The organism is Ignavibacterium sp. (assembly GCA_032027145.1).
Lineage (GTDB): Bacteria > Bacteroidota > Ignavibacteria > Ignavibacteriales > Ignavibacteriaceae > IGN3.
On sequence record JAVSMP010000001.1, the window covers coordinates 115991 to 142485 of the forward strand.

The window sequence follows — 26495 nt, forward strand, 5'->3', positions numbered from 1 at the left end:
GATTATTTATTACTTGCTATAAAATCAATTACAGTCGAGTTGAAAATTTCCGGAATCTCATATTGTAAAAAGTGTCCGCAATTTTCGAGCAATAAAAGTCTGCTGTTTCTTATTTGTGATGCCCCAAGTTTTGCGATTTCTTCGGTGGATGTTTTGTAATGTATGCGGTTAGGAATTAGTAAATCATTTTTACCGAAAAATATTAATGTTGGAATATTAATTTTATTTAATTGATTGAAAACCTGCTCAGCAAGCAATCCGGTTAATGAGTTTGCAACAATCTGACAATGATTAAAAAACTCCTCATCATTTTTGATCGTAATTCTGTCTGCTATCATTTCCTCTGCTTCAATCGGCATCTGATAAAAATTAGTCTTGTAATTAATTCTTATCTGCTCATCAGAGGTATTATAAGAAATTTCCGGAGAGATAATAGATTTTAACTGTTCAATTTCATTGGGTTTAAAAGTTTCAAATCCGGCAGGTGCAGCAAGTATTAGTTTCTTTATAATATCAGGAAAGTTTATTACATAAGATAAAGCAATTTGTCCGCCCATCGAGTGACCGACTAAAGTTATATTATGCAAATCGAGTATTTTAATAAACTCATTCAGAAACTCTCTGTAAAATTCTACCGTTCCATTGTGAATTTGCTTGCTTGATTTACCATAGCCTGGTAAATCTACAGCAATACATCTGAAAGAATTTTTTAAGACAGTAATATTCCTATCCCATGCTTTTAAGTAACTGCCAAGTCCGTGTATAAAAAGTAAAACATCGGATGAACTACCTTCATCAATGTAAGCAACATCGTATTCATAAACTTTAACAAAATTAGTTTTGAATTTGTAATTGATTTGATCAAAAGTCTGGCTCATACAAAAAAGAGACTTCCTTCCTGAGAAGGAAGCCGAAAAAAATTATTTTAGAAAATTGATTACTGCATTATTAAACTCATCAGCTTTTTCAATCATTATCATATGTCCTGTATTGTCAAGCTCAGTAAGTTTTAAATTGTTTATTTTTCCAATTCCATTTTTAAATACATCCTCAGTATAACCGGGGTTTAAATAAGGATTTGGAATTAACCCGTCATTCTTTCCGTAAATCACCATAGTTGAAGTTTTTACTTTATCAAGTTTATCAAAAGTTGGCTCATCAAGCATTGCATTTACACATCTAACAACTGTATAAGCAAACTCATTAAAATCAGCAGCCTTTCTCATTCTCACTCTTTCTTCAACCATCCATTCCCAGTCATCTTTCCAGGAATAAAAATTATTAGATAGATTTCTTCTTATTCCTTCTTCAGTGGTTGATTTAACTGCTTTCATTGTCATCACACTTCTTAACCAATCTCCTTCACCTCTTTGAAACTCTTCAAATCCGGCAGGAGAAGCCAGAATTAGTTTTGATAGAGTGTTCGGATAATTAATAGAAAACATAATTCCTATTTGTCCACCCATAGAATGACCAACAAGAACAACATTCTTTAAATTTAGTTCTTCAATTAGATTTTTAATTTGTTCCGCATAAAAAGATATTGAATAACTGTAATCACCTTTTTGCGATTTTCCATAACCGGGCAAATCAACAGCTATCACTCTAAAGTGCTTCGATAATTCTGGAATATTATAACGCCAGAAACCTGCATTACTTGCCAAACCATGAATCAAGATAAGTGTTTCTCCACTGCTGCCTTCATCAATATATGCAATTTTTGGATTCCCTTTTGTATAATTAACAGAGTAATCATAATCAATATCAGAAAATTCCAGAGCTGGTTTATCCCAATATAAATAGCCAGAACAGCCTGTAAATATTAATGTTATTAGAATTATTATATATTTTTTCATTGCTTTCTCCTTAAAACATTAACCAGCTTAAAGTTGTAAATAAAACCCAGGGGTCTTTTGGTCTTGTGTTAAAATAAGTAGCAGAAGGAGCATTGAAGAAATCACCAAGCGCTAAGTAACCAGCACTTACCCCAAGAGTAAGAAACACTTTAAGATTATACTTAAATTCAAGATTTACTTCGGTACCCATATAAGAACTGCCGCCGGCAGGTGTAACGTTTGATAATGCTGCTGCAAGCCCAATCTTACCGCTAAATTTATTTGGTATAAAATCTTTATAGAAATTAAAGAAAGCGGCTGTAACTCCAAGTCCCATATTAGATATATCGTGAACAACCGAATAATATCTATTAACTACCTGTGCATCGGGGAAAAGTAATAATGCACGATGTGCACTATAAATTCCAACCGGTGAACCATAAACATTACCTGTGATAACGCTATTCAATGTTCCATCGCTTATTCCATTGTCATCACCAGTAGTATATAATCCTTCTAATGAAATTTTATCATTTGCAGTCATTCCATATTTATACTGAAGACTTGCATTTGCACTTAATCCAAAAATACTTGCAGCCTTGCTTGTTACCGTTCCAACACTGTCTATTGTTCCGATATTAGCAACTAAGAATGCATCTGCCCAAAATCTATCAGCAAGAAAATCACGGTTGTAAGCCGAGTGAATTCCTACCCAGCCAACATTTGCTTCATACTTCTGATTAATGCCAGGAAATTTTATACGTGTTGCACCGTTATATTCTGCCAGAGCGCTTGTCAAGCCTTGTCCTAATACACTAATACCGCCGGCATTTTTTCCTTTATCCCAAACATACCATAAACTTCCGCCCAGTTCTAAGAGCGGATGAATTCTTGAATCAACATCAAACATCCATAAAGTTACATCATCATTTTTGCTTATTTCATTTTCCCACAGCTGAAAATAGCTTAATCTGCTTTTTGTAGTAGCTGAAAGATCAGCAAATATACTTGCACCAACAGCTTGTGTCCCCCAAAAAGAAAGTTTATATCCGCTTGTCTGCGCCATTTGAACAGAACTAATATTTGGATCACTTACATTGTCAAATAATCTTTGCAATCCAATAACAGCATTCCAATCAGAATTATCTGGTCTTATTTCAACATTAGCTAACAATGTTTGCAGATTTACCTGTCCGGCATTTATCGCACCACCGCGATTATTACCCACACCATAAGCCTGATCGCCCCAGGTATAATCAATTTTAAATAATCCCCGGAATGTTGCAAATCCATCAAGAATAGATGGTTTATATATAAACATCGGAACAAATCGCTGCTCTGCATAAATTGCAGTTTGAGGAACAGTATTAGTTGAGTTTTGACCAAACAATCTTCCTATAACCTGCCCCTGCAATAAGTCATTTGTTGGGGTAATATTTGAACCGGTCATTCTTGTAAATGAATATCCGATAAATTGAAATTCTTTTGGTACAGGATCTTTTAATCTATTATTATCCTGCGCAAGAAAATCAGCAGTTGTTAAAAATAAAAAAATGTTAATAAGTAGAAATTTTTTCATTGGTTAACCTCCAATGATTGTTAAAAAAAGACGGCAGCAAAACTGCCGTCAGTGGAAAAATTATTGATAAATAAATGTTTGTATCCAGGTAGCTCCTAAAGGGATACTATTATATTTCGTACTGCCAAAACCTTCTGCAGCAGTGGGAGCAGTAAAACCGGTAATAGCAGGTGTTGTTTGTAATACTTCATACTTTAAATCTCTGGTTGTTACTCTGTAAATTCCTGTTGATGTAACAGTAGTAGGAACAGTTTGATTTAATGTAATATTCCTTATAGATGTGCCAGTGTTTGCAGCTGTACTAAAGGTACCTGAATATGTTACATCTACATTGAAGCTGTCAGTTGCAACAACTGTATATGTATTATTGCTGTTAAAAGTAGCAACAATCTTTTTTGTTTTTAAAGTTAATACTAATCCAGGCGCAACATTAGCACCTTCAGAAACCCAGGTGCCTGTCAGCAATTCTGTTGTCGGAGTTGCTGGAACAAAGCCCTGGATCCAGGTCTCGCCAAGTGCAACATTCATATATTTAGTGCTTCCAAAACCTTCAGCAGGTACCGGTGGTGTAATACCGGTTATTTCAGGTGTTGTTTGTACAACTTCATATTTCATCATGCCTTTTGAGTCCACCTGATAAATTCCTTTTGAAGTAACTGAAGTTGGAACGGTTTGGTTTAGTATTATTGAACGGATTGATGTGCCGGTATTTTCTGAAACTGAATAAGTTCCTGAATAAGTAACTTCTGCTCCTGTACTGTCTTTTGCAATAACGGTGTATGTGTTGTTTGAATTAAATGTGGCTACAATTTTAACTGACTTTAATGTTGCAGCCAATCCGGGTGCAATCCCTGCTCCTTCTGAATACCAGGTATTGACAATTTTATCTTGTTCTGCCGGCGGTTCAACAGTATCATCCTTTTTACTTTCACATCCAACATATAAAAATGTTAATGATATGAAAAGAGCCGCTAAAAATAGACGCTTCATAACTTTCTCCTTTTTATTTTTTGTTTGATTTGTTAGTTAATTGATTCTTGTGCATTTGTAGTAATACCTTCTTATCAATTTTTCCTGCTTCGCTTTTAGGAAGCTCGGATAAGAATTCAATATATTTTGGAATTTTATATTTTGCTAGATTTCCTAAGCAAAACTCTATAATATCATTTTCATTTAGCTTTTCATTCTCTTTGATAACAATATATGCTTTACCAACTTCGCCCCATTTTTCATCATCTACACCGATTACTGCTGTTTCTTTAATTTTACTATTTGTATATAAAAAAGCTTCAACCTCTGCAGGATAAACATTTTCGCCGCCGCTTATGAACATATTCTTTTTACGATCAACAACATAGAAATAACCTTCTTCATCTTTTTTTATAAGATCTCCGGTATGAAACCATCCTTCAGTTATAGCTTCGTTTGTGGCTTTTTCATTTCTCCAATATCCAGGTGTAACAACAGGAGATTTTAACCACAACTCACCTACTTCATTAACCTTACATTCTTCCTTGCTGTCTTTCATAACCTTTGCATCAAAATAAAAATTGGGAAAACCAATAGATCCCTTTTTTCTAATCGCATCATCCTGATGAAGTGAAAAGCAGTTTGGACCTACTTCTGTTAAACCAAATCCTTGTCTGATAAAAACCCCTTTATTATGCCAGATATTAATTAATGGTATTGGCATAGTAGCACCGCCGACAATAGCATATCTTACAGATGAAAGATCTACTTTGTTAAAGTATTTAGAATCTGCCATCATCTGCAGCATTGTTGGAACCCCAAATAGTATTGTAGCTTTTTCCTTTTCCATCAATTGTAGGATCAGATCAGGATCAAACTGAGTTAATAAAGTATGTGAAGCTCCGTGATGTAGAAATGGAGTGAACAAAACATTCCATCCGCCTGTATGAAAAAAAGGAGCAAAACTTTGTGTATGGTCAGCAGAGTTCAAGTCTAATCTTAATCCTGTATTTATAGAATTCCAGAACAACATCTTGTGGGTTATGATTACTCCTTTAGATAAACCAGTAGTTCCGGCAGTATAAAGTATCATAACCGGATCATTCTCATCAATCACTACAGATACATTAAATTCAGATTTAAGATTAGTTTCCAGTAAAAACTTTGATGGTTCATTCAGGTTTTTAATAATCTTAACTTTTGATAAGGAAGACAGCTTTGGTAAATGATCAGAAAATTCTTCATCATAAAAAAATACTTTAGGCTCAGCATCATTTATTAAAATATCAAGTTCACGTGGCATTAATCTAAAATTTAACGGAACCAACAATGCTCCTATTTTAATACAAGCTAAAAACAGAATAACATGTTCAGATTTGTTTTTTGAATAGATTGCAATTCTATCGCCTTTATTTATTTTATAATGGTCTATAAGATATTGTGCTAAATAATTTGTGCGATTATTAAAATCAAGGTAACTCCACTGTACATCCCGTTGATGTTCTCTGAGAAACATTCTGTCCGGAGTATAAGCTGCCCATTTATTTAACCAGTCTGTTTGAAAACTATTCATTGACTTTCCTTCTGTTAAACAAATATATTATTGAAGCAACAATAACTGAAAGTGAAATTGCAATAGCTGCTGAAACTCCTGGATTCTGTCCAGTTGCTATACTGAACGGCACTTTAATATTTCCATAGAAAAAACTAAAGTGAACAATTATAGCAACCAGCGAAGCTGTAATAACAGCAGACTTAGGAGTATCCTTTAAAAACATTCCAAACAAGATGGGAACAAAAGCAGCAGAGAAATAAGCATATACACCGTTCTGTGCAAAAATTCCTACGCTTAAATTCGGATTAACAAGCTGGTCGTAAGATAAAATTATAGATATCAGAGCGATTGCAATAATTACTATACGATTTATAATTATCATTGATCTGACATTTTTATTTTCATCTTTTGGCAAATACTTGCCAAACAATGGTTTTATAATATCTGCAGTAATTGAAGTTGAGACTGATTGTATTAATCCTTCAAGTGTTGAAATACCGGCAGATATCAAACCCATTACTACAATCAGACCAACATAAACAGGAAATTCCTTAACAACATAAGCTGATATAACTCCATCAAGTTTTAACGGTGCACCATTAATTGTCAGATCAGGGAAATCAATTCTCGCGTATAAACCTGTTATCACAACAAGAAAGAATAATACCTGCACTATAATACCAGCCGTTAAATATTTGTTTACATCTTTATCAGTTTTAAGTAAAAGTGATTTTGTTATTATATGCGGCTGACATACAATTGCAACTCCGATTACAATCTGCGAAAATATAATTTCAAAATAATCGCGAAACAAAAAACTTGATTCATTAGTTATTTGAGTTAGTTTTGGATCTATTGCTGAGAGCTTATCTAAAAATCCATGGATGCCATCAGAAAAATGTTTGTAACCAGAGCCAAGAAGAATAAATGCAACTATAATCATTATAATTGCCTGCACTGTGTTGGTATAAACCATTGAGTTAGCCCCGCCAAACATCATATAACCAAAAATAAATACTACTATTCCAATCAAAATTGTAAGCTCACTAACATTTAAAGTTCTTGCTAATACCTGAGTTAATCCGACACATATAAGAACTATGAAAGTAATTAATAGAAGTGATAGAAAAGCAAAGAACAGCCCATAACCTTTGCTTTCATATCTGGTTCCCATCCATTGAGCCATAGTTAATGCTTTAACACTACTACCGTGTTTTCTAAATCCTTTTGTCAGCACAATTAAAGAAACCATTGCTGCAGCAGGCATTACAAATGCATAAGAAATAACACCGCTAATTCCATAGAATGCAATGAATCCGGGATTTATGATAAAAGTTGCTGCGCTTGTCATCGATGCTGCTAAAGCCAAACCAACTGCAATTGGTGAAAATGATACATTGCCGATAGCATAATCATTGATGTTTTTTATTCTGATCGCACCGCGGATAACAAAATATAAGATTACTGAACTGTATGCTATTACAAGTATCCAGCCGGCTGTTACTAATTCCTTAGAAGCAATTCCCATAAAGCTTCCTGTTAAAGTTTAAAGATTGATAATGCAAAAGCTAATCCTCCACCGGAACCAATAAATAAAACCATATCTCCCTTTTGAACTAAACCCTTTTTGCACGCATCATCAAAAGCCATTGGAATGCAAGCTGAGCCTGTGTAGCCATAGTTTTGCATTATTGTATGTCCTTTTGATCTATCAACTCCAAGATTATCAAGCGTTTCCCAAATGGAGTTGATATTTAATTGTGTGAAAAAATACTTGTCGATGTTATCAGGATAAATATTTAATTCATCACAAGCATCTTTAATCATCTTTGTCCAGGTTAAAGGATTTATTTCTTTAGGAAATTTTTTGACAAACTTAAGTAAGTGATCTTTTTCTTCAATAACTTTTTGAGTAATAGGCTTGTGTGTTCCGCCAGCGTAAATCCCCATCCAATCACAGTACTGTCCTTCAGTATGTAATCTGCTGATAATAAAGCCTTCACCTTTATTATTTGTAGAAGAAAGCAAAACTCCCGCAGCACCATCAGCAAATAGTGTAACGGTTTTCTTATCCTGCAGATTCAAATACTTACTCATTGCATAAGCACCAATAACAAGAATTTTGTTGTACTTTTTATCTGCTTGAATATATTTTGAAGCGATATCAAGTGCAGTAACAAATCCTGCACAAGCAGTATTAACATCGAAGGTACCTGCATTAACTGCATTTAGACGGAACTGAACAACTGACGAAGTTGAAGGAGAGATGTATTCTGGCGTATCAGTTGCGATTATAATCAGATCTAATTCTTCAGCAGAGGTTTTCCCATCCTCAAGAATTTTTCTTGCAGCTTCAACACAAAGATCTGCTGCTGACTGATTTTCACTACACCATCTTCTTTCCTTTATAGCAAGATTTTCAACCAGCCATGTATCAACATCTTCACCAAGTAATTCATTAAAGTATGAATTAGGAACAACTCTTTCAGGCACATACATTCCGGAAGAGATTATTTGAGCATTTCTAATCATAAGACCAAACCGCCATCAACACTAAGCACTGTTCCTGTAATATATTTTGCTTCATCACTGACTAAGAACAAATATGCATTTGCAATATCTTCAGGATCACCAAGCTTACCCAAAGGAGTTTTCTCTTTAAGCATTTCAATAACTTTCTCGGGAATAGTATTAACCATTTCTGTTGCAATGAATCCCGGAGCAACTGCATTTACATTAATTCCTTTTCTTCCAAGCTCACGTGCCCATACTTTTGTCATTCCAATAATACCTGATTTTGTAGCAACATAATTAGTTTGCCCGAAGTTTCCATACAATCCTACTACTGATGAAGTATTAACAATTCTACCGTATTTATTTTCAGCCATAATCGGAGCTATTGCTTTGGTGCAGTTAAAAACTCCGGTTAGATTAACATCAATCACTTGTTTCCATTGCTCTTCGGTCATCTTAAGAAAAGATGCGTCGCGCGTAATTCCGGCATTATTTATCAGAACATCAATTCTTTTATACTTCTGAACAATTATGTCAGCAGCATCTGTAACAGAAGCCAAGCTGGTTACATTTACTTTTTGAAATTCAATCTTTTTACTGATGTCTTTTAATTCTGCGATTGTATTATCTGCTTTTTCTTCATTAACATCCCAGATAAATACCGTTGCGTCTTCTTCAGCAAATTTTTTAACAGTAGCTTTTCCAATTCCCTGTGCGCCGCCTGTAATTACAGTAATTTTATTTTCCAATCTTTTCATTTATCAATCCTTGTTTTTATTGTTTGAAATATTTCAAACGATTAGTTGAAAAAAATTATTATCAGCCTAAAAGCTTGCTTCTCTCTTTAGTCCAGGATAAAAGAAAATTGTTATAATGATCCTCCATTAATAGATAGAATCTTTCCATCTCAATCATTCTCTTCCCAATTGATTTAAGACTCTCGCTCTTTGATGACTTAATTTCTTCTTTTAGTTGTTTTGCAATACGGGTATTATTCTTAATTAATTCCAAATTGTTTCTGAATGCATGTTCAAACACTTCCGGTTCTATCTCGTAATAATCTTTTCTGTTGTCGTTTGGCATCCAGACTTTTCGGATCAAATGCTTGTCTCTTAATCTTCTTACTATTTGACTGATTGGTCCTTTACTTCTTCCAAGTTGCTTGGTTATTTCGTCTAATGATAATGGTTCCGGAGAAAATAAAAGAAGAGCAATGATATGCCCCATTAACTTACTTAAACCAAATGCCTTGTAAGCATCTCCAAATCTTTGAATAAGTTCTTTTTTTATTTTTTCTTCTGTAGTCATCAGTTTTTACTTTTGATATTTTTCAAACGTTAAAAACTTAGCCCGAATTTCTTTTAAAGTCAAGGTCAAATGCCAGAGAAAGTCATTTTGCAGGATATTAAAGAGTTGACTTTAGTTTTGTAAGTCCTGTTTTACTTACTGGTAATTCTTTACCATTTTTTAAGACTAAGCGGTATGATTCTGTATCGGTTTGTTCGAGATGTTGAAGAAAATCAAGATTAATTATATACGAACGATGAATCCTGACAAACTGATTTTCATTTAAATGGTTTTCAAAATACTTCATCGTTTTCTGCTTTAAGAATCTTCCCTTTTCTGAATTAATCAAAACATAATCATCCTGGGCTTCAATCCATTTAATTTCTTCAACTGGAATTATTGTGATTTTCCCGCTATCCTTTATAACAATTCGTTCAAGAAACTCAATCTTTTCATCTCGCTGTTGAATAATATTTTGAATTGCTGAGTTTTGCTGATATCTATCGCCAAGCTGTGAAACAGCTTTTTGAAATGCATTTGAAAACCTTTCCTCCGAAAAGGGTTTTAAAAGATAATCAACTGCACTTACCTCAAAAGCTTTAATTGCATAATGATCATAAGCTGTTGTAAAAATAATTATCGGAGGATCCTCTAATAGTTCGAGCATTTCAAATCCATTAAGCTTCGGCATCTGAATATCCAGAAAAATCAAATCCGGCTTAAGTTCATTTATTTTTTTAATAGCATCAAATCCGTTTGAGCATTCTGCAAGTATTTCAACATCCGATCTGTTAGCAAGATAGTTTTTAGTAATCTGCCTTGCCAATGATTCGTCATCAACAATAATAATTTTAATTTTGTCTTTCATCCTTTTCCTGAGTTAGTGTGAAATTATTTTTAATTGGCTGCAAATAAGCTAAACCACTAATTAAAAGCACTAATTTTTTATGTTTAAGTAATTCTTTGCCAAAGTTAACAATAATACCTGATTAAAATTTTGAAGCTGATAAATAATTTAGAATTTGTTTACAACACACTGTTAAAATAATTTTATTAAATACTGTAATTTCTGTAAAGTACTTGGTTGGAAGAATAATTTTTCAATATCTTGTTTCAAATAACCCTTACCATGATTTCCCTGAACTCCCGTGTAGATACCGCTCTTTAATGGAATTCGTCTTTATATAATAAATCTGCAATTAAATATCAGCTGGTATTAAATTCATTTAACCTGTCTGCCGTCAGGCAGTTTACCAGTTGTAATTAACTATACTTTAATCAAAAGATTTTACGGGAATAAAAATACTCACAGTAAATTTATTATTCTCTTTCTTTACTTCCATAAGATTATCTTGATGATAGATTAATTTCAATCTATCCTCAATATTCTTAAGACCAACACCTGCCCCTTTTTTATGCGACTCGCCTTCAAAATTGTTACAAAGAGTAATCTTTAGAAAGTCATCTTGTTTTTTACAGGTTAATATAATCTTTACAGTAGTCAGTGTTTCATATACTGCATGTTTTATTGCATTTTCGAACAAAGGCTGCAATATCATACTTGGAATCTCAGCTTTTCCGCATTCCTCATAAAGTTCTTCTATATACTCAAATTTATCTTCAAATCTTATTTTTTCAATATCCAGATAAAGTCTGATATTTTTTAATTCTTCAGTAAGAGTAGTTTTCTGTCTATCATTATTTGCAAGAGTAAATCTCAAAAAGTCAGCAAGTTTTATGATCATTTGTCTTGCTCTTTTAGGATCAATTTCTGTTAAGGCGCTAATTGAATTAAGACTATTAAAAATAAAATGAGGATTAATCTGAAATTTCAGAGATCTCAATTCTGCCTCTGTTACAAGATTTTTTAATTCTGTCTCTTTAACAACTCTTTCTTGAAATCCTGAATAATAAATCACTATATAATAAAATGCAGTCATCAGAAAGTAATATAAAATACCAATGACAAATCTTGATCTGATAGTACTGACAAAGAAAATGTCAAACAGTTCTGTGTCAGCTACTAAACTTATTACGATTAAATAACCCAGCACCATCCATACAATTGAAATTAAAATACCCCCACCCAAATGAGTTAAAATGATTTTTGAAATTTTATTGTTCTCAATCGAAAGATAGACAGATGAATACCAAAAACTGAACCCAAGTATAGCAATCAGTAAATTAAAAACTATTGCATCAACAATAATAATTGTTACATTGGTTTTGCTATAATAGCTGATAAGGTTAAGATAGAGATTTGCAATGATGACAATAAACAATAAATAAAAAAGAATATTCTTTGTACTCTTAAGAATCGGGTTGGTTGACATTGTTTAATGCTAAAAATAAGTTTTTAATTCACCGCCGCCAAAGACTACCAGACCCTTAATAATCAGTGTTTTGCTTAAATCAATTACTCTATTAGGGTCTTTAACACTCTTGTTTGAAAAACCTCCGAAGATTGGAGTAACATTTAATACTATATTCCAATCACTCGGTACGATGATAGTTGTTCCGCCAAAAACAGCAAGCACATCAATTACATTTGTTCCTTCAGCAAGTTTACATCCTTTTAGAATTATTTCAGAACCGCCAAAGATAGCAGTTACATTTCCGCCTTTAAAATTTTCAGAAGTTATTATTTTTGTACCACCTCCGAAAATTGCAACATCATCAATAACATCCTTGCTAATCTGTCCAAAATTATCATTTTCTGCTTCTGCTTTTTTTCTCTGATTAACAATAATATAAATACCGATAGCAACTAAAAATATTGCAAATATTACAGAGCTATTATAATCTATTGAAGGAAATATTCGTGGCAGAATAAAGATAAAACCAAGTCCTGCTAAAATTCCACCAAGTACTTTTCTTGAAGTATTAAATGAAAGATATAAACCTATGACTATAAAAAAGAAAGACCAGGAAAAGAATATACGAGTGAAATTAAAATCAAACACATTAAGTGACTTAAGGAAGAATAATCCGCCCAGTCCAATCAATAAACTGCCGAGCAGAACTCTTTTATCAACTTTATTATTTTTTTCTTCCATTTTTTCAGCTCCTTATTAAGATATATCAATTTCTAATTGAAAAGTAATACAAAGATACCATTAGGAAAAGAAAAAATCGGTAAAATAAAGGGAATCATCGGTAAACGGGTTCTAATTTTTGTTTACTAATTGGAATGAAGAAAGCGGAAAAGTCTAAAAAAAAGGTTGCTTCGGAACATTCATTCTTTTTAATTAAAAGAATAAACACACGAAACAACCTTACTAACCAACAACAATTTTTATTGAAAATTCATTGTCTCAATATATTTTTTCAAAAAACTCAAATAACTTTCACTCTCACAATTTGCTATACGCCAATGTTTGTGCCAAAACAGAAAATACAAACAGTTTAAATATTCCAACAAAAAGAAAAAAATTGTTTGTTTCATTTTGAAAATTTTCTATTATTAAGCAGAGAATCAATCGATGTTATTTTATATAATTAAGTTTTTTCAGTAATTAACATTATATATATTTGCATTAAATTTTAGGAATTATGTTCGATATAATTATTATATGATTAGCCATATAAGAAATATGAATCGCTCTTTTATCCAAATTTTTTTAATCTTTTTATTTGTTGCTTATACTAGAAATATAAATCCTCAACCAATTGGCAATGAAGATAAGTTTATTTATCAAAATTTTATTGTTGCAGTTGATGGCGGAGTTGGATATGGATTTACAGATTATAAGAACAGTTCTCTTGGTCTAACTGCTAAAACTTCATTAGAATACTATCCTTTAATTATTCAAGATGCACGACTTGGGTTTAAAATTTTTGGTGGCGGTTTAAATCTTAAATTTAACGACTCAAGAAACTTACTCTCGAGTAATGATGGACCAAGAGCAATACCCACTGAAGTTACAACAGATGCTATTTTTGTGGGTGCGGGTTTAAACTTTGGATATGCTGTCGCTGACTTTTTCATCCCTTCAATTATGGTTGGAGGAACATTTCTTAATTTCAGTCCAAAAGATAATAATGGAAAAATACTTAACTTTAATAGTTTGGACAGGTACGATAAATCAATCCTTACTTTCACTATAGAAGGTTCTGTTCTCTTTAAAGTTTCAGATCAATTTAGTATAAATGCATCACTTAGTTATCATCCTACTTCTACTGATTACCTGGAAGATGTTTCTGCAGCAGACAACTCAGATTCATATTTAACAGCAATGGTTGGTTTATCCTATGCAATTAGCAGCAAATTTGAATCTGATTTAGATAAAACAACAAAAGTTAATGAAAAACCTCTTACTAAACCCGAAGACATTATTGGGTTCAGAAATGAGGAAGTACACAAAGATTCAAGTAAAACCACCTCTGATGTTGATATTAAATCAACTGATGAAAAAGATTTAACTAAACTTAAAGAGAAAGAAAACGAAGTTATTCCAAAAATTGAAGACAAACCTCTTGATACTCAAAAAGATTTAAATAAGCCTAAGGAAGAAGAAACCTTTTTTCAATTCAACCTTAGAGGTGAAGATTTATTTATTAACAGCTCTTCTAATATTAAACAGAGTGCCCTGATTGTATTAAATGAAATAGCTTTTTATATTCAAAATCAACCGAATAGCAAATGGAGAATTGAAGGTCATATGGACAGCCAGGGTTCTGTTTATACTATTAAAAAATTATCTTATGATCGTGCTAAAGCAGTTTATGATTATCTTGTTTCGCAGGGCGTGTTACCTAATCAAATTGAAGTTTATGGTCTAGGTGATTCTTTCCCGGTTGGCAATAATAACACGACAGAAGGACGCAGCGCTAATCGTAGGATAATGATAATTAGAGAAGATTAAAAATTCAATTATTGATAATATTGATCAGTTGCTTAATAATTTTCTCTCACTAGAAAGAATTATTACCTGTAATATTTACTTACTTTAAATTTACCCGCCATTTTCGACACAATTTCAAAGGGTAGTCAATAGGAATAATAATTGCTTAGTTATTGTAAAGTTTTGAATAGTTAGTAATTAAAGAATTAGAATTATGAAAGATTCAACATTTGAAATTCAACAGAATCAATTGAGTAAATCAATAGATTTTGAAAATAATTCAACACTTCTTAATTATAATAACAAAGGGAAAATCAAATCACGGCTGGGCTTTATTTATTTCTTTGCTTTAGCAGCAACACTTATAATTCTTTTCGTAAAATAAACTATCAGAGTTTCAAACTTATAATTAAATCTTCTTAATTACTTTAGCAGGTACACCTGCAACTATAGTATTTGGAGGAACATCTTTAGTCACTACAGCTCCAGCTCCTACTATAGCATTTTCACCGATTGTTACTCCACAAAGTATTGTAGAAGAAGATCCTATTGATGCACCATTCTTTACAAATGTTTCAACTACATTCCAATCAGATTCAGTTTGAATTGATCCATCAGGATTTGCTGAGCGCGGATATTTATCATTAATAAATGTAACATTATGTCCAACAAAAACACTATCACCTATATGAACGCCTTCACAAATAAAGGTATGAGATGATATTTTACAATTTTTACCGACAGATGCATTCTTCTGTATCTCAACGAAAGTACCAATCTTTGAGTTATCATCAATTGAACAGCCGTATAGATTAACAAAATCAAATATCTTTACATCTTTACCAAGTTTTACATTATTAAGATTTTTCTTTTCCAAATATTCTGCCTGATATGAATTTGATAATTAAAAGTGAACAAGCTCTTCAATTTCAACTATTCTTCCCATTCCCTTTAATGATTTATCGCTTGCTTCTAACAGTTTAACTACTTCCAAACCATCATATCCGTTTGTCAAGGGCTGTCTGTTTTCTTTTATAGCGTCAAGACATTCCCGTGCACCAAGTGCAAGAGCTTCTGTCTGATTTACTTTAGGTGAAAACATATCACCGATTCTATATTGAACCAGTGCTTCATGAATTCCCTCGGTTGTTTTTATTTCAATTCCACTATCATAAACTTTTATCTTTTCAAAATTTTCCATGTCATCATAAACAAGCATCTTCTTTGATCCTCCAACAATCATCCTTCTTATCTTTACTGGTGAAAGCCAATTAACATGAAAATGTGCAAAACAATTATCTTCAAAATATATGCTTATATGTGCGATGTTCTCTTTACCATTAAAGTTGGCAATCCCATTTGCTGATATAGCTTTTGCCTTAAATCCAAGAATGTAATGCATAATAGAAAGATCATGTGGTGCCAGATCCCAAATAACATTAACATCTCTTTGGAATAAGCCGAGATTAATTCTCTCAGAATCAAAATACAGAATGTTTCCAAGCTCACCATTATCAACAAGTTCCTTCATCTTAATAACCGCGCCATTATAGATGAATGTGTGATCAACAAAAATATTAAGATTCTTGGATTCAGCTATTTCTATCAATTCCTCAGCTTCAGCGACATTAGCAGTAAAAGGTTTCTCTATCCAGATATGTTTACCGTTCAACAGTGCTTTTTTAGCAATCTGATAGTGAGTTGCCACCGGTGTTGCAATAACAATAAGATCACTATTACCTGTCAAAGTTTTTTCGCAATCATTAGATAGAACAACACTCGGAAATTTTTGTTTCATCACCTTCAATCTGTCTTCTCTGGTATCGCAGGCTATTAACTGTTCAACATCGGGTTGAGCAAGAAAATTTCTTAGTAAGTTTGGGCCCCAATATCCTAATCCAACTACGGCTACTTTCATTTTAAATCCTTGTTCAAAGTATTTGAAAAATAATTATTTCGCTCCCTTGGAAAAGAGCATAACGGGAACCGTTTGAAACATTAACTGAATATCTAACCATGGAGACATATTGTTAACATAATATAAGTCTAACACTATACTCTCCTGAAAAGTAACTATACTTCTTCCCCAAACCTGCCAAACCCCTGTGCAGCCGGGAATAACACTGACTCTTCTTTTTTGCCATTCATCGTAATTCTCATACTCATAAGTTAAGCAAGGTCTTGGTCCAACAAGGCTCATATCACCCTTTATAACATTGAATAATTGGGGTAATTCATCAAGTGAAGTCTTTCTGATAATTTTCCCAATCCAAGTTACACGACTTTCATTAATTATTTTAGTATCTGTTCCGGTTTTATCAGCTCCATTCTTCATAAATTCAATCATCTTCTTTTTTCGTTCTTCATCTTCACCATTAATTTGTTTCATTGATCTGAATTTATAGAAATCAAATTCTTTACCATCTTTACCAATTCTTTTTTGCTTAAATAAGATAGGACCTGGCGAAGATAATTTTACCATTGCTGTAATAAATCCCATTATCGGAGAAAGAAATAAAATAGCAAAAAAGGCAATTACAACATCAAAGAATCTTTTTAGTCCGAGTGTAAAGTTATCATTATATTGAGGAGAAACATCAATAACCGGAATATCTGAGTACTTTTCTATTTTCAATTTTTGATTTACAACATCTAACAGACTTGATGTCATTCTTATTGGAACATTAAATGACTTACAATAATCAACAACATCAAAAAACTTTTCATACGATTGACTATCACTTGAAATTATTAATTCATCAACTTTGTTATTATCAAGGATCTCCTTAAGATTTTCCAGGTTGCCTAATACTTTTTTACCAGCAACAACAAAATCACCAATCTGTCTTTCATCATCAACAAAACCAAGAATATTTAAACCAAGCGGATTTTCGTAAATTAATTTTGTTGCTAAAAGTTTTCCTGGTTTACCATTACCAACTATAATAACATTTCTTTTAAAACTGCTTTGACTTAGTTCAATAAATAACCACTTTAGTAATTCAACACGAACAATAAACAGTAAACCGATTGATATCAGAAAGAAAAACACAAAAAGAAGTCTTGAGTCTATTATAGTTCTTGAATCGAGTAAAAAAGATAATAGAACAATCTTTAATGAACTATAATAAATTGCCTTTAGTATTTGAGTAAAGTGTGCTGTTCGATTTAGAATAATATCAAGGCGATATAATCCGTTATACTGAAATATCAATATAATGACCAGTGTAATTACTAATACTAAAGAAAGCACCCATGGAATAGAACCATAAAACTCAAGGAAGTTTAATGATGTATTAATTCGAAGAGCGAAAATTGAAATTAAAAATGAGAAGATCAGGATAAAAAAATCGGCTATTCCAAAAAAGTATTTATATCTGTAATTTTTTTTCATAAGGTTAATAGAAATAGTTAAGCTTTCTTGGATATTCAGGAATTGTGCCACCCATTAATTCTTTATTTTCTAATCATTTTCTAAGTTTTATATAAGAACTAATTTCAAAATGAGATTTCAAATACTTCTTATCAAGAGATTTGAGACAACAATTAAGTTTGATTTAGGAAAACTATAATAAAAAAAGCCCGATTTGAATCATCGGGCTGATAGTGATCCTTAATTAGTTTGCAATATCTACTGATTAAAAAACTCTTTAATTTTACCAATTACATAGTTGATCTGCTCATCAGTCAACTCAGGAAACATTGGTAATGATAATCCTGCCTCTGCAATCCTTTCTGAGTTAGGGAAATCCCCTTTTTTATATCCAAGACTTTTAAAACACTCTTGCATATGTAGTGGAATCGGATAATGTAAACCGACATTAACACCATTTTGTGTTAAAAAATCTTTCAGTTTATCCCTTAATTGATTACTGGTATCAAGACTTCCGTCATTTAACTGAATTACATATAAATGATAAACATGTTTTGCATACGACATTTCTTTCGGAGTAATCACCTTTGTTAAATTTTTTAGACCTTCATTATATTTTGCTGCAACAGATCTTCTGGCATCAGTCCATTTACTAAGATATTTTAGCTTTACTTCAAGTACAGCTCCTTGTATTCCTTCCATCCTGTAATTGTGTCCAAGAATATCATGATAATACTTTTGAGATTGTCCATGCTCGCGTAGTTTCTTGATTTTGTTATAAAGTGCTTCATCATTTGTTGTTACAGCTCCGCCTTCACCGTATGCACCAAGATTTTTTCCCGGATAATAACTAAACGAAGCAGCATCAGTTAATCCACCTATTAATTTTCCTTTATATTCTGCAAGATGAGCCTGGGCAGCATCTTCAACCAGAATAAGATTGTGTTTTTTTGCAATATCAATTAATGGATCAAGATCAGCGCTTTGTCCGTAAAGATGAACTGCCACAATAGCCCTTGTCTTCTTTGTTATAGCTTTTTCAACTTTAGATATATCTATATTATATGATTCGGGATGACAATCGACAAAAACTGGTGTAGCACCGCATAAAGTTGCACCCCAGGCAGTTGCAATAAATGTATTAGCCGGTACAATTACTTCATCTCCAGGACTAATACCTAAGCCCCATAAAACAAGGTGATTAGCATCTGTACCCGAGCTTGTACCAAGGCAATATTTAACTTGATGAGCAGCAGAAAAATCTCTTTCAAAATTCTGGACTGATGCACCAAGTATATAAGCAGTGTTATCAAGAACATGCTGAATAGCTGCATTGACTTCTGACTTAATTGAATTATAATTTGCTTTCAAATCTAAAAAAGGAACATTCATTTTGTCTCCAATGGTTTATTCTAAGTCGAAAGAAGATATTTATTGTTATTATTAACAAAGAAAATTTATTTCTTCTTTCAAATCTAATTTTGAATTCTATCTGTTGTAGTTTAATAACAACTTTAATGCTAAAATTTTTTAGTTTAATACTTGTTCGTCAAATAAAATAATTCTTTAGATTTTTGTATCAATAATGGAAGATCCTCTTAGATTTAATGCAATAATCATCTCAATCATTGAATCCAGTGAATAAGATCTGGTCCAGGATGATCTTAATTTGTCTCTGTCTGAAACAAACCCAGGATCAATCACACCTGGATTTAAATCCTGATACTCGGCATTAAGTTTTCGATTACTTAATTCTTCAAATCTTTTAGAGATATCCTCGTTTAATTTTCCATCACCAACAAGAAGGTAACTATCCTGTACACCAACCAAAGTAGAATTAATGATCAAATCAATTGCTTCATCTATATACAAAATGTTTGAAACATGACCTTTATTAACGACAATCCTTTTATTATTAAAAGCGCTGTTAAAGAGCTGTGTTAGCAGTTGAGTTGGCACTTCTCCTAATGCTGAAATGGATCCTAATCTTAAACTAATTACCTGTGTAGATGTCTTATTAAATAAGGCTCTGAAATAATTTTCAGCGGCTATTTTTGATATTCCATAAGGAGTTAATGGTTGTGGAACAGATGATGTTGAAACTGGGTTTTCATTTAACTCGCTGAATATTTTGATAGTAGAAATATTAATAAATTTCTTTGGTTGTTTCTCTTTTAACCAATCCCAGAGAAACTCATGCATACTTAGATTTGAGTTTATCTCATATAGCAATTGCTCTGTAAAGGATTTAGAACGATCAACCCGCCAGTGGAAATTGATAACATAATCAAATTCTTCAAGTTGGATTAAATCTTCTTTTTTGTAAATCTTAACTGGTTTTACTGACGATGCCCATTCCACTCTTTTAGGCATTTCTGGATAGCCTTTTAAGATTATTGGAATTACAATAGCATGCAGTTCCTCCAGTCGCTGGCAAATTTCTCTGCCTAAGCGACCGGTAGAACCTAAAATCAGAAACTTCTTCCCTTGTAAAATCTTGTTTACTCCCAGCTTCTTAATACTTCTTGTTTTAGTAATTCTTCTGGAGAGTAAGGTAAGCTTTTAAACCAGGCAATAGTTTTACTTATTCCTTCTTCAATAGTTGTTTGAGGTATGTAACCAGTTATTTCTTTGAAGTTGGAATTTCCCCCAAGGTGTCTCATAACATCACCAGGACGAGGAGCCTGCTTTTGAATATAAACATTGGGATCAAGTGAGAATTCCTTACAAATTGCTTCAGCTATACTTCTAATAGTAGTTTCTCTTCCTGTACAAATATTTATATTTTTATTAAGACAAGCATTACTATTAGTTACATCAAGTATTCCCTTTGCAGCATCTTCAACATAAATAAAGTCTCTAGTTTGACCACCTTCACCAAAAATAACCAAGGGTTGTTTATTAATCGCCCTAACGATCATTTTAGGTATTAATTCTCCTCTGTAACCCTGCCAGTGAGAATTGGGACCATACATATTAAATGGCCTTACTGTAGTCCAGGGCAATCCGTAAGTTCTTCCGAAACTAAAGGTGTACATATCCTGGGCAACTTTAGACGCTGCATAAGGTGTCTCTGGTAACAGAGGATGCTTTTCATCCATTGGTATATACTGTGCAGTTCCAAATACTTCTGATGAAGAACAATTAACAAACAGTTCAACATTATTATTGCGAGCAACGTTCAAACAATTTAATGTTCCATCTACAATAACATCATTTACTCTTTGTGGTTCTTTAATGGATTGTCGTAAATCAAGAACTGCAAGATGAAAAACAATTTGTTTGTTTTCAAATGCTTTCTTTACATTATCCATATTAGTTATATCACCCTTAATTACATTAAGATTTGGGTTGTTAGCAATTTCTTTTAAATGCAATTCTTTTCCATGTGAAAAATCATCCAATACTGTTACTTTGTTTCCTTTATTGAGCAATAGACGGACTAAATGCGATCCTAAAAATCCTGCTCCTCCAGTAACTACAATATTTTTGTTTTGCAAAACTATTTTCCTTTCATTTGTGATATAAAAAAATCAGTTAATTAAATTTACCAGTTTTCGATTTGAAAATTTTTTTTATAATTTAAAATTAAACGAACAAACTTCCAAAATTACTTCTTATTAAATTTTTTAATCTATAATTTAACTATTCAATCAGTTCATCAGATCATTCATTGTTAAAAGAGAAATAAATATCTGTCTGTATAATTTTATTGCTATAGGAAAATTACCTTTTTCAATCCAAATATTTGAATTGCTTTTAGAGATAAAAGGCACCGGACAGTGAAATCCATTTGGAGCTCTCTTGTCCTATAAAAACAATTGTAATTCCTCTATAGTTTCTTCTTTTTCTTAAAGACTTATGCCATTTACTCTCTAATGCATAGAGAAGGTAAATAAGTTTAATCACCCAGCTATTTCTTAGAGCAACTTCAGTACTACCGGGTAACCAGCTACATATTGCCGAAACTCTCATACACTTAACACTTAATCATCAAGATATTTAAATTAGTTCCCGAAACTGCTCTTTAATTCTCTCCATTTTATTGCTGTAATTGAACGAGTGCAATGATATTTTTCGTTTTATTATATCCTATGAGTTTCATTACTTAAATCATTAACAGTTCATTATTTTGAAACATCAGTATCTGTTTCAACAGAAACTCAACAATTTCTCTTGGATAAGATTAAACCATATTCCTATTGAAGACCCGCCTATCTTTTTACCTTTATTTTCAACAAAACGAGTTTAAACAATATATGCACCAGAAATCAGGTTATTTTTTAGCAATTGCATATAAAGTTTTAATTTAACCAATTTGCTTATACATAATCACAAAGCTTTTATTTATTTTGTAATTGTATTTTCAACCTTAGCTGATCAGATGTTATAACTTTCCGGATAATCATCCTAAAACATAAGTTTTATACCACAAAGAGTTATTCCTTGTGTTGTTGCTATTTACGCATTTAAACTTTAGCGTCGGTGTCAAAACCTTAGTATCAAAGAACATAATTATTGGTATGTATTCCAGAATTTACTACTACACAGTACATAATGTTTAATTCATTACATTTTTTTAGAATTAGGTAAACACACAATTGAAATTAATGACATAGTGTCAAGCATATCCCGAATGACCGAACTAATTACATCTTAAATAAATTTATACTTCCTTTTTATTACCAATAATTGAACCTTCATTAATTATCTCTACAAAATGAAGTTTCTTTTTTCTATTATCTTAATAAAGAAAGTTTTAATATTAATACGAGTTTAAATATTAAGATACGATTATAAGCAAGAACTATGCTAAATAAATGTTATATAAAATCTAAAGAAAGAAACCAATTTTTTAATGCATTTTATTAAAACCTATTGACATTTTATAAAAGAATAATAGAATTTTATGTTTTTTGTTTTAAAATCCTTATTATTTATATAATTTTATTATAGTAATATTATGGTTCACGAAAAAGATATTTTCTCATTTTGATATTCTTGTATGTTTATACACTGTATTGAAAGAGAAATTAATAAGTATTGATGGCATAGATATTGTCTTTGTGTATTAAATTTTCTTTATCAATGCTATGCGTTAATTTTATAAACAAAAGTATGAATTTCAAAGCTGTTTAATAAAGTTATCTTAGTTATTTTTATTAATTATTTATCCATTCAAACTCAATTAGAGAAGTAATGAAATATTTATCAATTTTATTAATTGCAACACTTTCAATATTTAATAGTCTAAATCTCTTTGCGCAGAATCTGAATACTGGTGATGGAATTAGAATTTCTTTTCTTGATATAAAAGATCTTATTACCGGTGATTATTACATTCAGCCAAACGGAATGGTTAACTTGCCCATTATAGGGGCAATTGATACTAAAAACAAAGACTTTAAAGGTTTAAAATTAGAAATAATTTCGCGTTATGATTCTTTATACAAAGATCCTCATTTAAGTGTCAATGCATTATTTAGAATAAATATTCTTGGTGAGGTTAGAAATCCAGGATTTTATTATGTTTCTGATTCTGAGAAATTTACAGCAATACTTGCATTTGCTGGAGGATTAACAGAGACTGCTGATTTAAGTAATATACTACTAACAAGAGACTTTGAGTCAATTGAGATTGATGTGGAAAAAATTATTCAAAAAGGTAGAAATGCTTCAGACTTTGGATTGCAATCCGGAGACCAGATATATGTACCAAGAAGATGGTGGGCAGATAATTCAGGAGTAATTACGACAATAATTTCCATTGTAGCACTTGCCATAACATCCTATGCAGTCTTTTTTCAATAAGTAGTTCAATAATACGAGGAAGAAAACTTAATTATGGCTGAAAAATTTTCTAAGAACAAAGTAAAAGAGAAATCACTTCTAGAAATATTAAACATTGTTTATCAAGGTAGATTGAAAATATTATTATCTGTTGTTACATTCCTTATTTTAGCATTCTTATATAATATGTTTTCTACACCTGTTTATGAATCTACAGCCCTACTTAAAAAAGAAGCTGCAGACAACAAGGGGAATAAAGATGAACTTTATGAAATTGTAAAACTTCAGACATCTGATCTGCTTGAAACAGAAATGGAGCTTATAAAAACTAATGAAGTATTAGGCAGAGTAATTAATGAATTAAATTTGTTCGTTGAGTTGAATGAGATCATTGACCCGAACGGAAATTCACACAAATTGAATAATGTTTTCACTGATTTCCCTGATTCTGGAAATAACTATTCTAGAGAAATTTCATTTAATCTTCCAAAATTCAAAAACTTTCAGTTAATGAATGAAAATATAGAACTAGAATTATTTATAAAAAAAGTGGATGAAAAACATTTCGAATTGTGGAATGCTAAAGAAAATAAGTTGATCACTAGATTGAGTGATTCATCTATGAGTGATTTAGATACATTAAAAGATAATCTATATGCTGATACTCTTGATTTAACTAAATCATTGAAAGAACATAAAAAATGGATGACTGCAAATACCGATTTTGTTCGATTCGAATTTAGCTGGGACAATGCTCCATTGGGAAGTAAAATTGTGTTTAGCATTAAGAATTATCGGAAATTCATATTGAATTTTAGTAAAGGGATTAATGTTTCTAGAGTTGGTCATACAGATGTATTTGCACTAAGTGTCCAGTCATCCTCTCCATTAGCTAGCAAAATAATCGCTGATCATATAATTAATAATTTTAGAGAAGTGAGGATGGAACAGCAAAAGCAAACTGTTCGATACTCATTTCATTTTGTTGATGAGCAACTAACCGAAGTTCAAAAAAAGTTGTTAGATGCAGAAAGCAACCTAAGTAATTTTAAAGGTAGTGGAAAAATAATGAGTATCGACCAAAATACTCAGGAGCTTTTAAACTACCAGAGTACTTTAGAAGCAGAACGATTACAGACTGATCTCCTTCTATCAGATTATAAAGATAAGGCAGCCGAAATGAAGAAGGAACTCGAGTCAAGTGGATTTTTTAATCAAAGTTTTCTTGAACCATCTGGTGAATCACCATTCTCGGGTTTAATGGGTCGACTTTCTGAGCTGGAATTACAAAAACTTGAACTCTTACAGAAACGTACAGAAAATCATCCTGATGTAATTAATATAGAAGAACAAATAAAATTGGTGAAGGAAAAATTAGCTGGTTTTAACCAACACACATTAGTTGCGTACAAAATTATCATCAATACTTTAGAGAATAAACTTCGAAAAATTGATAATTTAATGTCAGGTTTCGATGCCAAAATGAAGCAATTACCAGCACAAGAGACTCAAATGGCGAGATTAGTTAGAGAAAAAGACGTTTATGAAAAAATATTCAAGTTACTATTAGATAAACGTGAAGAGATGAGAGTGGCTGAACTTTCTCAATTACAGGATATTATTATTGTAGATCATCCTTTTATACCTATAAAGCCTATTCAACCCAAAAAAACTCTAAACATGTTAATCGGATTATTCCTTGGTGGATTTGTTGGGATTGTTTCTATTTTCCTTATTGAATTGATGAACTCAAAACACATAGATTTAGATTATTTAGAAGATGAACTGGGAATCCCAATATTAGCGTTGATTCCAAATTTTGATAAATCTATTCTCAGTAAAATGAAGAAATCAAATGAGGGGAAAGATAAGTTTGTAACTCTGCATCCTGATAAAACAGGCATCAGTGAGTCTTATAGGTTATTAAATACAAAGTTATCTAACTTAGATTTCACAGACAAAACAATTATGGTAACTAGTTGTGAAGAAAACACAGGTAAAACTACTATCGTTGCAAACCTGGCTATTACTATGGCATTAAATGATAAAAACATCTTAATAATCGATTGCGATCTAAGAAAAGGTGAGCTTTCGCAGATGTTTGATGTTTTTCATAACTCAACGGGATTAATTGATTTTCTTGAAAAAGGAGGCTCTCCTGGAGTTTATAACAAATTATTAAAGAAAATATTTATTATACCATCTGGTGGTGTAAGAGAAAACTCGGGTTCGTTACTTAGTTCAGATCGGATGAAATCAATTTTTGAAAAGATCAATACATCTGCTTATGATTATGTTATTATTGATACACCTCCCGTGACAAGAGTTGTCGATACACTAGTTTTAGGTAAATATATAAAAAATGCAGTACTAATTGTGCGCCCCAATACCAGTATAAAAGATTCAGTGATTGGTGGAATACAAGACCTGAAACAGGCACAGATTAAGATACTTGGAATTGTCGCTAATGCAACAGAGATTCAGAATTCTTATCGCTATCGCTACAGCTATGGTTATGGCTATGGCTATGGACAAGGAAATTCTCAAGAAAAGAAAGGTAACAAACACTTAGTAAAAAAAATGGGTTCAATAGTACACAATAGGTCTAAAGCTAAATCCTCTTAATTTAAAATCCTATCTTGTTCTGTTTGAAGGAAGACTGAAAGATTTAACCTGTTGCATTCATCATCTTTGATTTTAAAAGCTGTTAAATAAGCAACTTTTTGTTTTCTGGTTTATTGGGATTTAA

Annotated in this window: 22 protein-coding genes; 4 read left to right on the forward strand and 18 right to left on the reverse strand. The window is 31.9% G+C overall.

Annotated elements, in window-relative coordinates:
* Window positions 1-2: 2 nt before the first annotated feature.
* The 12 genes from ROY99_00445 to ROY99_00500 form a co-directional block, all read right to left on the reverse strand.
* Window positions 3-878 carry an alpha/beta hydrolase gene (locus tag ROY99_00445; protein ID MDT3694824.1) on the reverse strand — a complete coding sequence of 292 codons (876 nt, stop codon included), beginning with the start codon at window positions 876-878 and terminating at the stop codon, window positions 3-5.
* 42 nt (window positions 879-920) lie between these two features.
* Window positions 921-1856 carry an alpha/beta hydrolase gene (locus ROY99_00450; protein MDT3694825.1) on the reverse strand — a complete coding sequence of 312 codons (936 nt, stop codon included), beginning with the start codon at window positions 1854-1856 and terminating at the stop codon, window positions 921-923.
* Window positions 1857-1866: 10 nt separating this feature from the next.
* On the reverse strand, window positions 1867-3414 hold the full coding sequence (locus ROY99_00455; GenBank protein ID MDT3694826.1) for a hypothetical protein: 1548 nt from the start codon (window positions 3412-3414) through the stop codon (window positions 1867-1869).
* Window positions 3415-3474: 60 nt separating this feature from the next.
* Window positions 3475-4404, reverse strand: coding sequence for a hypothetical protein (locus ROY99_00460; GenBank protein ID MDT3694827.1), 930 nt, complete (start codon window positions 4402-4404; stop codon window positions 3475-3477).
* A 13-nt stretch (window positions 4405-4417) separates the two neighbouring features.
* Window positions 4418-5956, reverse strand: a complete 1539-nt coding sequence (locus ROY99_00465; protein MDT3694828.1) for an AMP-binding protein — start codon at window positions 5954-5956, stop codon at window positions 4418-4420.
* Window positions 5949-7466, reverse strand: coding sequence for a sodium:solute symporter (locus ROY99_00470; protein ID MDT3694829.1), 1518 nt, complete (start codon window positions 7464-7466; stop codon window positions 5949-5951). The genes ROY99_00465 and ROY99_00470 overlap by 8 nt, the downstream gene beginning before the upstream one ends.
* 11 nt (window positions 7467-7477) lie before the next feature.
* Window positions 7478-8470 (reverse strand): ketoacyl-ACP synthase III, encoded by a 993-nt coding sequence (locus tag ROY99_00475; GenBank protein ID MDT3694830.1) that lies wholly within the window; start codon window positions 8468-8470, stop codon window positions 7478-7480.
* A complete protein-coding gene (gene fabG / locus ROY99_00480; protein MDT3694831.1) occupies window positions 8467-9210 on the reverse strand; it encodes a 3-oxoacyl-ACP reductase FabG in 744 nt (247 codons plus the stop codon). The genes ROY99_00475 and fabG overlap by 4 nt, the downstream gene beginning before the upstream one ends.
* A gap of 61 nt (window positions 9211-9271) precedes the next feature.
* Entirely contained in the window at window positions 9272-9760 is a 489-nt protein-coding gene (locus ROY99_00485) for a MarR family transcriptional regulator (protein MDT3694832.1), read from the reverse strand.
* A gap of 97 nt (window positions 9761-9857) precedes the next feature.
* Entirely contained in the window at window positions 9858-10607 is a 750-nt protein-coding gene (locus ROY99_00490; protein ID MDT3694833.1) for a LytTR family transcriptional regulator DNA-binding domain-containing protein, read from the reverse strand.
* Window positions 10608-11013: 406 nt separating this feature from the next.
* Complete coding sequence (locus ROY99_00495) at window positions 11014-12072, reverse strand: histidine kinase (protein MDT3694834.1); 1059 nt, start codon at window positions 12070-12072, stop codon at window positions 11014-11016.
* A 9-nt stretch (window positions 12073-12081) separates the two neighbouring features.
* Window positions 12082-12795, reverse strand: a complete 714-nt coding sequence (locus ROY99_00500) for a LiaF-related protein (GenBank protein ID MDT3694835.1) — start codon at window positions 12793-12795, stop codon at window positions 12082-12084.
* 537 nt (window positions 12796-13332) lie between these two features.
* Here ROY99_00500 and ROY99_00505 point away from each other — a divergent pair.
* Together ROY99_00505 and ROY99_00510 are read left to right on the forward strand one after the other, a co-directional pair.
* Complete coding sequence (locus tag ROY99_00505) at window positions 13333-14604, forward strand: OmpA family protein (protein MDT3694836.1); 1272 nt, start codon at window positions 13333-13335, stop codon at window positions 14602-14604.
* A 193-nt stretch (window positions 14605-14797) separates the two neighbouring features.
* Complete coding sequence (locus ROY99_00510) at window positions 14798-14968, forward strand: hypothetical protein (GenBank protein MDT3694837.1); 171 nt, start codon at window positions 14798-14800, stop codon at window positions 14966-14968.
* Between the two features lie 24 nt (window positions 14969-14992).
* Here ROY99_00510 and ROY99_00515 read toward each other — a convergent pair whose 3' ends face one another.
* The 6 genes from ROY99_00515 to ROY99_00540 all read right to left on the reverse strand — a co-directional run bounded on the left by ROY99_00515 (window position 14993) and on the right by ROY99_00540 (window position 21456).
* A complete protein-coding gene (locus tag ROY99_00515) occupies window positions 14993-15460 on the reverse strand; it encodes an acyltransferase (protein MDT3694838.1) in 468 nt (155 codons plus the stop codon).
* A 27-nt stretch (window positions 15461-15487) separates the two neighbouring features.
* Window positions 15488-16501 carry a Gfo/Idh/MocA family oxidoreductase gene (locus ROY99_00520; protein ID MDT3694839.1) on the reverse strand — a complete coding sequence of 338 codons (1014 nt, stop codon included), beginning with the start codon at window positions 16499-16501 and terminating at the stop codon, window positions 15488-15490.
* A 33-nt stretch (window positions 16502-16534) separates the two neighbouring features.
* Complete coding sequence (locus ROY99_00525; GenBank protein ID MDT3694840.1) at window positions 16535-17977, reverse strand: sugar transferase; 1443 nt, start codon at window positions 17975-17977, stop codon at window positions 16535-16537.
* A 237-nt stretch (window positions 17978-18214) separates the two neighbouring features.
* Entirely contained in the window at window positions 18215-19348 is a 1134-nt protein-coding gene (locus ROY99_00530; protein MDT3694841.1) for a DegT/DnrJ/EryC1/StrS family aminotransferase, read from the reverse strand.
* Window positions 19349-19522: 174 nt separating this feature from the next.
* Window positions 19523-20494 (reverse strand): NAD(P)-dependent oxidoreductase, encoded by a 972-nt coding sequence (locus tag ROY99_00535; protein ID MDT3694842.1) that lies wholly within the window; start codon window positions 20492-20494, stop codon window positions 19523-19525.
* On the reverse strand, window positions 20458-21456 hold the full coding sequence (locus ROY99_00540; protein ID MDT3694843.1) for an SDR family NAD(P)-dependent oxidoreductase: 999 nt from the start codon (window positions 21454-21456) through the stop codon (window positions 20458-20460). The genes ROY99_00535 and ROY99_00540 overlap by 37 nt, the downstream gene beginning before the upstream one ends.
* Window positions 21457-23155: 1699 nt before the next feature.
* Between ROY99_00540 and ROY99_00545 the strand changes: the two genes are divergently transcribed.
* Window positions 23156-23767 (forward strand): SLBB domain-containing protein, encoded by a 612-nt coding sequence (locus tag ROY99_00545; protein ID MDT3694844.1) that lies wholly within the window; start codon window positions 23156-23158, stop codon window positions 23765-23767.
* Between the two features lie 33 nt (window positions 23768-23800).
* Window positions 23801-26371 (forward strand): polysaccharide biosynthesis tyrosine autokinase, encoded by a 2571-nt coding sequence (locus ROY99_00550; GenBank protein MDT3694845.1) that lies wholly within the window; start codon window positions 23801-23803, stop codon window positions 26369-26371.
* Window positions 26372-26495 lie beyond the last annotated feature (124 nt).